The 14,021-nt window shown below is 41.3% G+C and carries 13 protein-coding genes; 6 read left to right on the top strand and 7 right to left on the bottom strand.

Features of this window, described 5'->3' with window-relative positions; genetic code table 11:
- Positions 1-5 precede the first annotated feature (5 nt).
- From B9A18_RS14985 to B9A18_RS14970, 4 genes are read left to right on the top strand one after another with little or no spacing between them, the layout of a single operon-like run.
- Positions 6-1,439, top strand: a complete 1,434-nt coding sequence (locus B9A18_RS14985; protein ID WP_084290146.1) for a RagB/SusD family nutrient uptake outer membrane protein — start codon at positions 6-8, stop codon at positions 1,437-1,439.
- Between the two features lie 24 nt (positions 1,440-1,463).
- Positions 1,464-2,594, top strand: a complete 1,131-nt coding sequence (locus tag B9A18_RS14980) for a TlpA family protein disulfide reductase (RefSeq protein ID WP_159452669.1) — start codon at positions 1,464-1,466, stop codon at positions 2,592-2,594.
- A gap of 1 nt (position 2,595) precedes the next feature.
- Positions 2,596-4,104, top strand: a complete 1,509-nt coding sequence (locus B9A18_RS14975) for a hypothetical protein (protein ID WP_144009513.1) — start codon at positions 2,596-2,598, stop codon at positions 4,102-4,104.
- Positions 4,104-4,619 carry a protein-disulfide reductase DsbD domain-containing protein gene (locus B9A18_RS14970; RefSeq protein ID WP_084290143.1) on the top strand — a complete coding sequence of 172 codons (516 nt, stop codon included), beginning with the start codon at positions 4,104-4,106 and terminating at the stop codon, positions 4,617-4,619. Before B9A18_RS14975 ends, B9A18_RS14970 begins: the two co-directional genes overlap by 1 nt.
- Here the strand turns inward: B9A18_RS14970 and B9A18_RS14965 are convergent, their stop codons facing one another.
- The 3 genes from B9A18_RS14965 to B9A18_RS14955 all read right to left on the bottom strand — a co-directional run bounded on the left by B9A18_RS14965 (position 4,620) and on the right by B9A18_RS14955 (position 6,534).
- Complete coding sequence (locus tag B9A18_RS14965) at positions 4,620-5,288, bottom strand: MBL fold metallo-hydrolase (RefSeq protein ID WP_084290142.1); 669 nt, start codon at positions 5,286-5,288, stop codon at positions 4,620-4,622. It abuts the gene before it with no gap.
- A 92-nt stretch (positions 5,289-5,380) separates the two neighbouring features.
- Positions 5,381-5,968, bottom strand: a complete 588-nt coding sequence (locus tag B9A18_RS14960; protein WP_200816369.1) for a Crp/Fnr family transcriptional regulator — start codon at positions 5,966-5,968, stop codon at positions 5,381-5,383.
- Positions 5,969-6,105: 137 nt separating this feature from the next.
- Entirely contained in the window at positions 6,106-6,534 is a 429-nt protein-coding gene (locus tag B9A18_RS14955; RefSeq protein WP_084290141.1) for a nuclear transport factor 2 family protein, read from the bottom strand.
- Between the two features lie 270 nt (positions 6,535-6,804).
- Between B9A18_RS14955 and B9A18_RS14950 the strand changes: the two genes are divergently transcribed.
- Both B9A18_RS14950 and B9A18_RS14945 read left to right on the top strand, forming a co-directional pair.
- On the top strand, positions 6,805-7,128 hold the full coding sequence (locus B9A18_RS14950; protein WP_144009512.1) for a DUF3024 domain-containing protein: 324 nt from the start codon (positions 6,805-6,807) through the stop codon (positions 7,126-7,128).
- A gap of 88 nt (positions 7,129-7,216) precedes the next feature.
- On the top strand, positions 7,217-10,600 hold the full coding sequence (locus B9A18_RS14945) for a T9SS type B sorting domain-containing protein (RefSeq protein WP_084290139.1): 3,384 nt from the start codon (positions 7,217-7,219) through the stop codon (positions 10,598-10,600).
- A gap of 277 nt (positions 10,601-10,877) precedes the next feature.
- On the opposite strand, the gene B9A18_RS25170 is transcribed toward B9A18_RS14945, so the two are convergent.
- The 4 genes from B9A18_RS25170 to B9A18_RS14925 form a co-directional block, all read right to left on the bottom strand.
- Positions 10,878-11,297: an HTH domain-containing protein gene (locus B9A18_RS25170; RefSeq protein ID WP_084290138.1), complete on the bottom strand. Its 420-nt coding sequence runs from the start codon at positions 11,295-11,297 to the stop codon at positions 10,878-10,880.
- Positions 11,298-11,299: 2 nt separating this feature from the next.
- Positions 11,300-11,527 (bottom strand): AlbA family DNA-binding domain-containing protein, encoded by a 228-nt coding sequence (locus tag B9A18_RS14935; RefSeq protein ID WP_084290137.1) that lies wholly within the window; start codon positions 11,525-11,527, stop codon positions 11,300-11,302.
- Between the two features lie 199 nt (positions 11,528-11,726).
- The gene (gene prfH / locus B9A18_RS14930; RefSeq protein ID WP_235005331.1) at positions 11,727-12,335 is read right to left on the bottom strand and encodes a peptide chain release factor H; all 609 of its coding nucleotides are present in this window, start codon (positions 12,333-12,335) and stop codon (positions 11,727-11,729) included.
- Positions 12,336-12,346: 11 nt separating this feature from the next.
- Positions 12,347-13,747: an RtcB family protein gene (locus tag B9A18_RS14925; protein WP_084290135.1), complete on the bottom strand. Its 1,401-nt coding sequence runs from the start codon at positions 13,745-13,747 to the stop codon at positions 12,347-12,349.
- Positions 13,748-14,021 lie beyond the last annotated feature (274 nt).

Raw genomic sequence — 14,021 nt, 5'->3', positions numbered from 1 at the left:
TTCACATGAAACGAATTTCAAAATATATTTTACTTGCAGCATTTTTCGGGACTTTAGTATCCTGTGATAAGCAGCTCAGCGAGCCCCCTGCAAACGCCAGGGTGGATGGCACCGCGATTACTGATCAGAAATCAGCACAAACGGTCCTAAATGGCGCATACTATCGGTTTGCAAATGTAGATAATAACAATGTAACAAACTGGACAAGCCATCAGGTTGCGGGGGGTATGTATAACGGGCTCCTCGCTTATGGTGTTGGCCAGCTACCTGATGAAAGAAACGAGAATGCTAGTGCTGGATATGCTCCCATGATTTGGACGCAGTCTTACTTGTTGGTCACAGCTACAAATGCTGTAATCGACGGTGTGAGTGCACTGGCGGACAATGCATTTGTAGGTTCCAGAAAAAATGAAATTATCGGAGAAAGCCGTTTTTTACGTGCATACGGACACTTTAAGCTACTTGTATATTTTTCAGAATGGTTTAAGCAGGATAGCAAAAATGGTGTACTAATCAGGGATAAATTTATCACCTTAAGTCAGGTTCCCAAGGCACGCAGTACTGTCGCCGAATCTTACGCTTTTATACTGGCTGATCTGGATTTCGCAATAGCCAATGCCCCGGCTACTAACCCAAATTACTATGCTACCAAATGGGCAGCCATGGCATTAAAGATGAGGGTACTGCTATGCCGTGGTCAGCAAACTGACTATACAGAAGTCAACAGTCTGGGAAATACTTTGATCCAAAGTGGTCCTTATGCACTGGAAAACAACCTTAAGGATATTTTCTATACAAAGGGTTTGAGCAGTACGGAAGTGATTTTTGGTGTCAAACCGCAACCCAGTCAGGAATTGTTCTATTATATCCAAAGCCGGGCGTACTATCCTGGTCAGTCTTCCGTGTTTGCAGCTACACAAAAATTTAAGGACCTGCTACAGAACGACCCAAGGGGAACATGGATGGTCGGAGCGCTGACACCTTACCAGGCTTATTCACCGAACACCTATTATTTTCTAAAATATATCGCAGTCGGAGGAAATCCTTCACAACTCACCGAAACCTCCTATGCTTTGCGTTTGTCTGAAGTTTACCTGATGCGGGCGGAGGCAATTATTCGTTCTAATGGTGGTGACCTCAATGCTGCAAAATCGTTGATCAAAACGGTTATGGGCAAAGCAGGTGTGACCAACTTTTCGGCCGTTGATGATGCAAACACGACAGATGCACTGCTGTTGCAGAATTATTATGAAGTAGAACGAAACCTCACCGGAGAGGATGGTATTGAGTGGCTAACCCTGATGCGTTTGCCTTTTGCTACGGTAAAGCAACTCAGACCAACTATAGTTTCAGATATTCAATTCTATTTCCCGGTACCCAGATCAGAGTTCGATACCAATCCGCTCTTCGGAATACAAAACACTGGCTACGGACAATAAATAATGACCCTATATTTTAATGATATGAAACATACAATCAAAAAAATGAACATTTTAAAAAGAATAATCTTTGCTGTCGTTTTAATCATCCCCACAACTATAGCTGCCGCTCAGAGTAAGGCAGCCCTAACGATAGGAGACACCGCGCCTGAATTGAAATATGCCAAATGGATTAAGGGAACACCTGTAACTAAATACGAAAAAGACCACCTCTACGTATTTGAATTCTGGGCCACCTGGTGCGGCCCATGTAAAGCTGCCATGCCTCATTTATCAGAACTGGCCAAAAAATATCAGGGGAAAGTTACTTTTGTTGGCGTTAACATCTGGGAAAAAACCGGTGATAAACCTTACGAATCATCGTTACCCGCGGTGACTAACTTCGTGAAAAGTGTTGGAGATAAAATGGCCTATAATGTGATAGCTGATAATAATGAGCAACATATGGCCAATAAGTGGATGATTGCAGCTGGTCAAAATGGGATTCCTTCAACCTTTTTGCTGAAAAATGATAAGGTCATATGGATTGGCCATCCGATGAAACTGGATTCAATTATAGAACTGTCAATTTCTGGAAAGTATGACATGGAGGCATTTAAGCAAGAGTTCAATGGCTCAAAGATTAAAAATGAGGCATATATGGCTAAATTTAAAATTTTGGAACCCATGATGAAAGCTTTTAAAGCCAAAGAATACGATAAAACTTTAGCGATCATCGACACGCTTAACATCTCAGATCCAATGATCTCGATGCAGGCAAATGTTGCGAAGCTGAATGTATTGTTTGCGCAAAAAAAGGAAACAGAAGCACTGAGTTTTAGTCAAAACTGGCTCAAAGACAATAAAGGTTTCGGTGGAACTGTGGCCGGTATAATTATAGGAATTGAAGGCCTGTCCAAAAAATCTTATTTGTATGCGGCAGACCTTGGCAAAGCTGTATTGGCGGAAGAAGGAGTTGTTAAACCGCTGGTCCAACATTTTATCGCAACTGCATATGATAAGGCTGGCGATGTGAAAGCGGCTGTAGCTTTCGAGATAATGGCGGTTCAAGGTGCTAAAGATGCTTTAAAAGAAGGAAAATTTGTGGGCTCTATATTGGATTCTACAGTTACCGAATTTGAAGCGCAGCTGGATTTATATAAAAAGAAATTATAAAATGATGAACAGAATTTTAAACCTAATGATGCTGGCCCTGCTTTTAATTGCAGGGCCACTCCTGGCACAACAGCGTCCGACAAGTCCGGTTAAAGTGTTATTTGTAGGCTATGATCCGGTTAAGCCTATGCCCGAAATTAAACGGTCTGCTCCGGGTATGATGTCTGAAAAGGAATTCAAGGCTGAATATCCGCTGCGCATGCCTGCTTTCAAGGCACTACTTAGTCAGTATTTTGCTGAAGTGAAAACTATTGATTGTAGAGACTGGAAACCAGCCGATTCTGAGCCTTATGATGTAACGATCTTCGATTTTGCAACCACACCTACAGAACCATCAAAAATGGAAAAGGATGCCAAAGGCGAAAATAAGTTTACAGCAGCCAGGTACCTGCCCGATAATTTTTCTAAACCAGTTATTTTTATAGCAAGTACCGCTGATGAAATGGGCCGCAGGATAGGACTTAAACTGGATTGGCTTTGTCTGTGCCTGGATGCAGACGCACATCACCTGAATGCCAACCATGCGATCTTTAAAGGACCTCTGGAAAAGGTAATACCAACTATGGAAAATAAAAAAGCACCTGATGGGATTTTTCACTATGCAAGTGGTGCGGGTGTTCCCAAGGAAATCCCGATGTGGAGGGTGCAAAAAACGGGCTATCTTGATGGTAAAGGGAGCAGGATAGGATTGGTTTCTCGGGGCAACAGGTTCGCAGAATCCCCGGATGCGGAGATGATTTCCAGCGGGGTTTGCGCAAAGGATGTAGGTGCGGTAGCATTGGGCCGCCATGGCAATTTCTTTTTGTGGGGTTTCAGTGCTTCGCCAACTGATATGACAGATGAAGGCAAAAAAGTTTTTGTAAATGCGGTTGCTTACATGAAACAATTTAATGGTAAAACGCCAATTGCCAGGAAATACAACGACCGTATGGCAACTACCGATGATGTGCGGGAGATTATTGCTGCTGCAACTAAAGCGCATTATAACGACTATGTAGCACAAATGAAATCATTTAATGAAGGCAATGTGAAAGAAAGCAAGCGCCTTGCCGATAAAAAAGCAGCGGGTCAAACACTGACTCGCGAGGAAGAAGCCTCCCTCCCTTATATTGGAAATACGCAGGAAATTGACTCCTGGGAAACTTATCTGAAAAGATCAATGGGGAAATTTGCTGATAAGTTTGGTACAGACGCTGAAGCTTTCCAGAAATATTTGAAGGATAATGACGGTTACATTTATTGTAATCCGGATGGTTTTTATGACTATTCAATTGATGAAGATGTTCAACAGATAGGGGTGTCTAATCACAGCGTGATGCTGTTGGATGTATGTGTTGGCATGCTGAAAAAAGGCAAGCAGAGCGAACTGGCATTACGCGTGCTGAAAAGGTACACCGGCGAAAACTTTAATACTGCAAAGGAATGGGCCAGCTGGCTGTCCAAAAACAGGAATAAATTATTTTTTTCGGAGACGAATGGATATAGATTTATGATCAATACTTATAGCTAATGAAAAAGTTAATCGGATTATTTATGATCTTTTTATCTAGCGGATTGTGTGCCAGTGCACAGTCCGCCTTCGAAAAAAAGATAACAGCCGCAGTGACGCAGTTAACATCTACTGAGCCAACCAATGAGAACCCCGTTACTTTAAATGCCCGGATACTACTGGAAAAAGATAGTATTGCCGTTATCGTTAAAGTCCGCATGGCACCGGGCTGGCACGTTTATCAGTACGTACCTTCTACCATGCCTTATATTCCAATAGAACAGATTTTAAAACTGCCGGAAGGCTTGCAAGCGGTAGGTAAGTGGGAGATCAGTAAACCCTTTCCTTTTGCCAACGACCCTGGTGTGCTGATTTATGAAAAACAGGCTTGGTTTGTACATAGAGTAGTAAGGTCAGCAGGAGCCAGAAGTGGTGGGGTAATCCAGACGGGTTTATATTATCAGGCCTGTGATCTACGGCAATGTCTTCCCCCTGTTGAAAAGATTTTTGATCTGAAGGTAGAACCAGGGAACTAGTCAAGATAGTTTTTCTACAAATTTTTCGAACGCTCCATTGTTGAATAACACAGGCCCATGACCAAAACAAATTACCTTCGGTTTTAAGGCAGCAAGTTTTTTAACAGAATGGATGTTTTGTTCCATATTCGTTGTGAATAAGTGAGGTGGAAGGCGCAATCCCACGCTGGTGGTCAACAAGTTCATGTTAAGCATCACATCGCCAGCAATCAGAACCCCATCTTCTTCTCTAAAAAAGGATAGATGTCCTGCAGCATGTCCCGGCGTTTCAACGACTGTAAAGCTTCCGACCATATCTCCTTCTTTTATTGTTTCCGAGACAGGCCAAGCACTACCAGCCCAATAGCGCTGCTGAAAACGAGCGATAAAGTGGTTTTTATCGGGGTAAGTATCAGTTACTAACCCCGATTCAGCCCCCGTTTTCTCCAGTTCTGAAGTCAGAAGAGGGATTTTTAATTTTTCACAAATTCTACTGCTACTACCTTGATGATCAGCATGGGCATGTGTCAGGACATGCTTCTTAATGGACCTCCCGGCGATAGATTTTAGTATTTTACCGGCAGAGCTACGAATCCCGGCATCAACAAGTATATCATCAATCACATAACAATTGATGGCATTTCTGGGCATTAAAGCGAGGTGGAAAACTCCTTTTGCAATTTCTTTCATTTGGACTATTTTTGAAAGCAAAATTCAGAAAAGTATCGTTCTTTACACTTGACAAATGTTAGGAAATGTAGTTCATGTTCCGGATATAGTCTTCAACTGTTTTTGCTAGTAATTTCCCGACGGATTCTGCTTAATGATTCAGGTACGATACCCAGAAAGGAAGCTACATAAATAAGAGGGGTTCGCTGGGCAACTTTGGCTGGTGCATGCTGAATAAAATCGAGATATTTTTCTTTGGCGGAACTGGAGTGAAGTTCTAAAACTCTTTTTGCCATACACAGAAAATTCCGTTCTGTTAATACCCTCCCTACAAGCTGCCAACCCGGGATCCGGTCATACAGTTCTTGCATTCTATCGTAGGATATAGACAAGGTATGAGTGGCTTCAATGCATTGAATAAACTCCAAAGAAGGTGTTTGTGTGATAAAGGCCGCATACGAAGAAATAAAATCGCCGTCGCCGGATAAATAGGTTGTTACCTCTTTTGCTTTTTTAATATGGTAGGCTCTGACTAAGCCAGATACTATGAAGTAAATCTCTTTCGATTTATTTCCTTGAAGGAGGATATGTTCTTTCGGTCGAAACTCCCTGGAAATAAAACATTGACCAATGAATTCCATCTCCTCAGCTGAGAATTCTGCGACAGCTAGGATCGTCTCTTTTAATTGAGGGGGTATCATTTACCTAAGTTAAATTTGACCATATCATTTTCGGCTTCATATCTATCACAAAGTTACCATGTAATAGCGAAATACTAACACGCCGTGGAATTATTTAGGATCGCTACCCGGGGTTAAAAAACTCCTGTGAATTTTACCTAATAAATGGGTATCGGCAACATCAGAGCTTCGACGAGTGCGTGACTGTCTTCCTGTAAGCGGTAACGGACAATCTGTGAATCTTTCACGGTGAAATGTGCAGAAAACATGGATGAATAAACCTGTCCGGAACGGTTCATTTTTGAACTGAAATGACCTGTAGCTATTGCAAAATCATCTTCGACCAAGATATGATCTATTTGCGCAGATATTGGTTCAATACTTTGCCAGAGCAGTTTAAAAAAATCCTTTACTTCGTTTCGCTTCGTACGTTTACCTAACCAGGGTGCAAGTTCTTCATTACCTGGAATATCCCAATCGATCGTTTCTGCAAACAATTGAGTTATTGTTTCTAATTCCTTACCAACTAATGCCTTATAAAAGTTGTTGATGATTTCTCGTGTTTGAATAGTTTGTGTCTGGAGCATGATCTACGTGTTTAAGTTTCTACACAAAGAAAACAGGCTCTACTGACAACCCTATGGCAGTGTGATATTTTTTATCTGTGACATACCGTAATTTCTTTATCTGGGAGGAAATGGCATATGGAAAGACCACAGCTTGTGAAGAATTGCTATTAAAGTGTATCAAGTCAATCCTAAATATCATATTTTTGGACATATTCACGAGGTGTATGGTATAATTGAGGACGGTGATACTACATTCGTTAAAATTTTATAGAAAAACAACTTATTTCAATGGCCGAAGTTCAACTAAGCAGCTTTATTGAGTCATTGCGGCCGTCAGACGAAGACGTTCGTAAGCAATTGGACTATGGTTACAGCTGGGATGGACAAGCTGCTATTCTGTTTGAAATCCGGCCACAGTGGAATGATTCAAGCAAAACTTTGAAAGTTGAGTTTGCCAAATTACGCTATGTTAAGTCTAATAAAACTTGGAAACTGTATTGGTTACGTGGATCTAGGAAATGGGAAGCATACGAGCCACTACCGGAGAGCACAAATCTGCAAGAATTATTGACTGATATTAAAAACGATGAGTACGCTTGTTTTTTCGGATAAGGTAGATAGAGCTGCGACTGATGATAGACGAATAACCTATCTAAAAAAATGTTAAATTAGTGGCCAATTTACATTTAACGCTTCTAGATTGAAATTAAGGCTTTTTCTGATACTTGTTCTCCTATATCAAAGCTCTATTGCTTTTTCTGAAGTGATTACCGTAACCAGCAATGCTGATGCGGGAGTTGGAACTTTAAAGGAGGCCTTAACAAAGGCTGCGGCCAACGGTGTTGTCGAAAAAGATTATATTCATTTTAACTTACCCGGAAACACCGAGGCTGACCGAACTATCCTCCTGCAGACCGAACTTCCGCGTGTTTCATCAAACCTGGTAATTGACGGCTCCAGTCAACCCGGTAGTGGTCTTGGGATAAGCACAGCAAAAATCATAATTAAACCAAACCGGTATATTTATAAGCCCAGAAACTGGACAACTGCAGCCTTTTATTTGTTTCAGGTTAGCAATGTAGAAATCTACGGATTCTATTTTACTGGTTTTTACAACCTTTTAAGTCCTTATGGTGTTTATTCTGGGACCAAACCTTCAGGCATATTTGCAATAGCTTCTAATGATATAACAATTGGTGCACCTGGTAAAATCAATATATTTTCTAGCAACGAGATAGGTTTGCATATTGCCCTTTCCGATGATGAATTGTATTACCAACCACTTGCTAAAGGAGTAAAAGTGCAATCAAATTGGGTTGGGTTAACACCTGAGGGTACAAACAATGGGTCAAACCTAATCGAAAGTGGAATGGTCATTAGTTCCGATGGTGGTATAATTGGAGGAAGCAATATAGACCATGGAAATATTTTTGTAGCGAATGGATTGTCAAACGGGGGAAAAGATAATGTTGTAGAAAATAATAAATTCGGAATTGATGCTCATGGAAATATATCCAATGTAGCGCGGGTTGGCTGCTCAGGAGAGGGCTTAACTTTTAGAAATAATATTGCGAGTAGCTTTTATGTCGAATTCAGCTACTTGAAAAACTTTGCAGTAATGGGTAATAAAGATTTAATATTCAGCGGAAATGTAACCGCTGACTTTTCCATGTATTATTGCGAAAACGGAAAATTTGGTACAGATGCCGATGAAGATAAAAATACTATTCGGATCCGGAACGGTGCAATAGGATCTACCGGAGGTAAAAACATAGAGATCAGAAAAAATAGTATTCACTGTTCTTATCCTGCTTATGCTTTCAATGACAGCCGCAGTGCGATACCTCTTATACAGGTTTTAATAAATACTGATACTGAATACTCTGGTACTGCAACTCCCAATTCTGATGTATATATTTACAATGATAATACCGATTGCAATGTGTGCAGCCCTGTTGAGTTTTATGCAAAATTAAAGGCGGATCCATCGGGTAATTGGAAAATTACCGGCGATTTCAGCAATAATAAGTTCGTATCTAATGCCACATTAATAAATTCATCATCCGAATACACTCAGCCCAGGGTTTTATCAGCAAGGGGTGGATATCCACATTTAACGGTTAACCCTTCATGTGGATTGAATAATGGTAGTATAAAGTTACTCAATCTGATTCATGTTTTAAAGGTAGAATGGTTTAATACCCGGGATGAGAAGGTTGGGGAAGGAATAGAGATCAGCGGACTTGGACCCGGTAGGTATTACGCAAAAGCCTATAATGGAAAATGCTTTGTTCGCTACAATGAAGTCGATTTGATAAATTCTAAACCCATAATTAATGATCAAAATCTAATCGTCAGCCAACCTGGTTGCGGTACAAATAATGGTTCGATTAAAGGTATAAGTGCCTGGGCTACGGATGGAAGTATGGTTAGCGTCAAATGGCTGGACAATAATAATAACGTGGTGGGTACTGGTAGCACGAATATTTCGGGTTTAGCCCCAGGTAAATATACACTAAATGTTGAGACCGCTCGAAATTGTGGCGACAGCTATGGTCCGATAATCCTAACCAACCAAACCGGCCCCAATATCGATCAATCGACAGCAGATATTCAGAGTAGCTCGTGCAATGTTGCTACAGGATCTATAAAAAACATACAGGTTACAGGATCCGGCACCTTGACTTATAGATGGAAAAATGCCGCGGGCCAGCAGGTTGGTAACGCAGCTGAGCTCATTAATATGTCTGCGGGGCAATATACCCTTGAAGTGAAAGACGTAAGTGCCTGTCCGGCTCTGGTATCGTCCCCCATAACTATACCTGAAATTAATGGCATTACCATCAATACGGCAAATAAGTTAATTGACAAGGCAACATGTAACACCGGCAACGGCCGCATTACCGGGATTACAGTAAGCGGCGCTACCAGCTACCAGTGGCTCGATGCAGGGGGCACTGTCGTAGCCAGCACGCTCAACCTTACAGGTATGCCAGCTGGTAAATATCGGTTGGTTGCTTCCAACTCAGTATGCAATAAAACCAGCGAAGAACTCACTATAGAACTGGCTCAATCCACCCGGAATTATACAACTACAAAAATCAGCACACCTGCTACCTGTGGTTTAGACAATGGAAAAATTGAAGCCATATTTACCAATGACCAGCCTGGTTCCTGCTTTTGGAAGAACAACGCAGGTACGATTGTCGGGAATTCTCGGATATTAGAAAATCAAGGAGCAGGGGCTTACGACCTGTATGCCATTGATGATCTGGGTTGTGAACGTTTTTTACAGCAGTACAGTATTGGCAACCTGGCTGGGGCTTCAATTAACAGAGGGGTTGAAAGGATACTCAACGACGAATGCGGCTTGGGAAGTGGTCAGATCATAGCACCGGGTTTGAGCGGCGGGCAGCTTCCTTATTTTTATGAATGGAAAGATGCTGGCGGGCGTGTACTAGCATCGGGAGCTACATTGGATGGAATAAAAGCGGGAGTATACCAACTTACTATAGGAGATGCTTTGGTTTGCAGCAGGCAAACCATTTCTTATACCGTTAATGATGAAAGTAGAATTCTGCCTGCTCCAGTAGTAAACAATCTAAAAATCTGTGCAGCCGGCGATGCACTGATCCAGGTACTCCAGCCGGTCAACGGAAAATATCTGCTTTACACCGGAGGTGGAAGCCTTGTGGATCAGAATAATACAGGCACATTTAAAGTAAACGTTAAAGAAAGCCAGAGTTTTAGCGTGGTGCTACGACAGGGCAACTGCGAAAGTTTGGCTTCAAGCTGCAGGATTACTATAGAAAATGACGGCATTAGCAAGCTCGCTAATGCACTTTCTCCCAATAACGACGGTGTAAATGATGAGTGGCTGCTACCGGGAATGCAGAACTATCCTGAAGCTACAGTAGCCATTTATAACCGCTATGGACATAAGGTCTTTGAAACTACGGGATATAGAACCCCATTTAATGGCAGGCGGAACGGTAACGAATTACCAATAGGTACGTATTATTATATTATTGACCTCAAAAGAGGTTGCGGTTTACAAAAAGGAAGTTTAACGATTGTCCGATAATACATGTCAATATTTTCCTCTTCCGACAATTTACACCTTCATTTCACCTTCATTTTACACTTGTCTTTTTAATAGGAAGTCGGTTCTGTTTAGAATAATGTGGCTTTTCCAACTGTATTTTACAAATCCTTCCTGGATGCGCTTGATCCCCGATCCATATTTTTCAACTAACTGTGCCTGATGGTTAGTTTTTCATTCACGTTTTCTTTCACCTTTTTATTCACGTTAACGATATCTAAATGAAAGAGGTTATCGAAACGGTAGATTTAAACTACCACTACACTATTTCCCAAAAACCAACCTTTTTAGAGCCAATTCTTTTAATTATCCCTTTCTCCCTAAGTTTTTCTAAATCGCGAGAAATAGTAATTCTACTCACATGAAGTTGTTTTGACAATTCTAGCATTGAAATTTCTTTATTTAATTTGATTAACTCGAGTATATCCCCAAAACGTTCCTTATTTAAAGTATCATTTAAAGTATCATTTGCTGAGACTGTAGTAATTTTTTGTGTGATGTAGGATAATTCAGTTAGAAAACCACCAACTTGTTCTTTGTACTGAAATTTCATCGTCGGATAATCTTTAATCTCTTTTCTGATTCTAAAGAATCCAGTGCCATATTTTTCTATATCCTTTGTTAAATAAAATGCCTCTGCAATAAGTTTATTGCGTAGTTTTGAAGTGTAGGTGTCCATTTTTAGGTCTTCCCCGCATCGGGGATAATGCTCGGTTGTGTTTTATTCTTGATTTCATTGATCCATTTTTGAAGGGTTTCAGAACCAATGGTAAAACCATTTACAGGAATACCGGTATTATCTATTCCGATTAAAACCTTTCCTCCTTTTGTGTTAGCAAATGCAACCAGTGTCTCGATAACGGCATCATTAAAGGTACTTTTAAACTCTGTATGTAGGTCTTCGTCCATTACTCTGTTTAGCTTGTATTATACTATTCCGTAATAATGCAAAGTTAACTAAATATTATAAAATAACCAAAAAGAAATATTTTATTGATATATGTAAAATATTAGAAAGTTTAACAATATTTCAGAGGGTATGGAGTGTCATCATACCCAACCACAAACCTGCCACATTCGCGATTGGGTAAGTGATTAACTCTACCCGTTACAGCAAATCCGCTTTTATAGTTTTTACAGGATTACCTCTTTCAAGTGCATTATGCTCCTGCCAATGGCTATGCTGTTTCTCCATCAGCTGTGCTGTTTGCCAAACCAATAGTTTGGATTCTAGCCTCGCCAAGCAAAGCTTCTTGTTTTCCAGTTGTGAGCGGGTATCCATTGCCATTACCTGTATCCCGGAGGGTAGGTGAGTCCCTCTTACTGCAGTTTCTACTTTGTTTACATTCTGACCGCCAGGGCCAGAAGAGCGACAGGTTTCCAGCTTCACATCCTTAGAATTCCACTGCATCAAATCCTGAACATTAAAAGCAGCCACGCCAACAAACCAGTTTTTACGCTTATGGTACTTTCTATACGGGCTTTGTGCTATCCATTGTATGGTACCGGCCCATTCGCCTATAAAAGCATCCAGGTTATTTCCTGTCGCCATCATCGTTGCAGATAACAGCGTTCTGTTTAATTCACCAGCCTTATTTTCCAGCACCTGCAATTCAATGCCCAGCTGTTTAGCCTGTTTCATCATCAGACTTTGCACACAAGCTACAACGCGGCAGCATTCTGCCGGGCCTTTGCCTGATGTAATTTGTATCATCATCTTTTCCATGCTTAATCCTTATTCATTCTAACGATCCGTGGAAAAAACTTGCCTTGAATATCAACCAACTCACGTTGAGCGGTAATTACAGCTTCGATGTCCTTATACGCTAAAGGATTCTCCTCAACCGTTCCACCAATTAGGCTGACACCTGCGTTGGCCAGCATTTTTTTCATGGTAGAAACCGTCATGCTGTCCTTCGCTTTTTGCCGGCTCATAGCACGACCTGCACCGTGCGAAGCTGAGTATAAGGCATCGGCCGAACCTTTACCCGATACCAAATAGGCTGGGGTAGTCATGCTTCCCGGAATAATGCCCAGCTCATTACGATGTGCCGGTGTTGCTCCCTTACGGTGAAGAATTACATCTCTACCATCAGCTAATTGGTCCTTCCATGCAAAATTATGATGGTTTTCTACAACCTGTATAGCTGTTAATCCTAATGCGCTTAACAAGTTGGCATGTATGCGCTCATGACAGGCTTTTGCGTAATCTCCAGCCAAGGTCATGGTTAGCCAGTATTCCTGGCCGGCTTCGCTGTTCATATCCAGCCAGGCCAATTGTTGCGCATGGCGAGGAAGCTTACAGGTGTTCATGGCAATCTGGGTATAGTGCCTTGCAATGGCCGAACCCAAACCTCTGCTTCCTGAGTGAGATAATAAGGCTACATACTTTTTGGCTGGTAGCCCCAGCGTATTATCAGGTAGCATTTCAATCTCACCGAACTCTACAAAGTGGTTTCCATTACCAGAGGTTCCCAACTGCCTTACCGCCTTTCCACGTAAGGGTTTTAAAAAAGGAATCTCGTTAAATACAGGGCTATCCAAAACCTCGTGTTCCTGTCTTGCATCCAGGCCACCTTCCATACCGAAATGAGTATGGTTTTTTAAGGCCTGTTTGATCTGGTATTCAAACCGCTTTATAAAACCATCGCTCTCATCAATAATAGAGAGTGCCATACGACAGCCAATATCCATTCCTACAGCGTAGGGGATCACCGCATTATCGGTAGCCAATACACCACCAATCGGCAAGCCGAAGCCCATATGTGCATCAGGCATTAATGCGCCCTGTACACTGATCGGTAACAGGTTGGCCAGCTCCATTTGCTGTTTAGCCGACGACTCGATATGCTTAGCACCATAGGTTTTACAAAATACCGGCTCATCTCTCAACTCATAAGCATTGAAGGATGGTGTATTGATCTTACCTATAATTTTTTCGGCTATTTTAGCCGTTAATTCATTGTCCAGAAATGCTTCCGGATCGTTTTTTATATTCACCAGCAGATCCAGCAATTGCTGTTTACTGTAGTGTTTAAAGTTTTTAGAGGCTATGCCAATAACCAGGCTTCGTAGCTGATCATTATGATAACCTATTTTGCTTAAATCTTTTGTTCTTAAATTGCCCATGTGGCTTGTATTTCTGATTCCAGATAAGCTTTTTTATGCGTATACCCGGATATGTTATCAATTTGGTTTGTCCGCAGGACTCCCAATTAATTTCCTTTAATATTGATTTTTGATTTCGATTCGTCCTTGAGAAAGGATATACCCTTTTTTAACAGGCTCAATGAAATCCAATGAATACACAGTTTTTACCTGCCTAATTAGGCAATGAGCGAAAGGGGCGATATGTAGATTTGCTCTGTCATGATTCCTTGATATTTATAGTTAACAGATCAGG

The organism is Pedobacter nyackensis (genome assembly GCF_900176505.1).
In the GTDB taxonomy this organism is placed as follows: domain Bacteria; phylum Bacteroidota; class Bacteroidia; order Sphingobacteriales; family Sphingobacteriaceae; genus Pedobacter; species Pedobacter nyackensis.
This window is presented reverse-complemented; position numbering and strand designations above follow the sequence as displayed.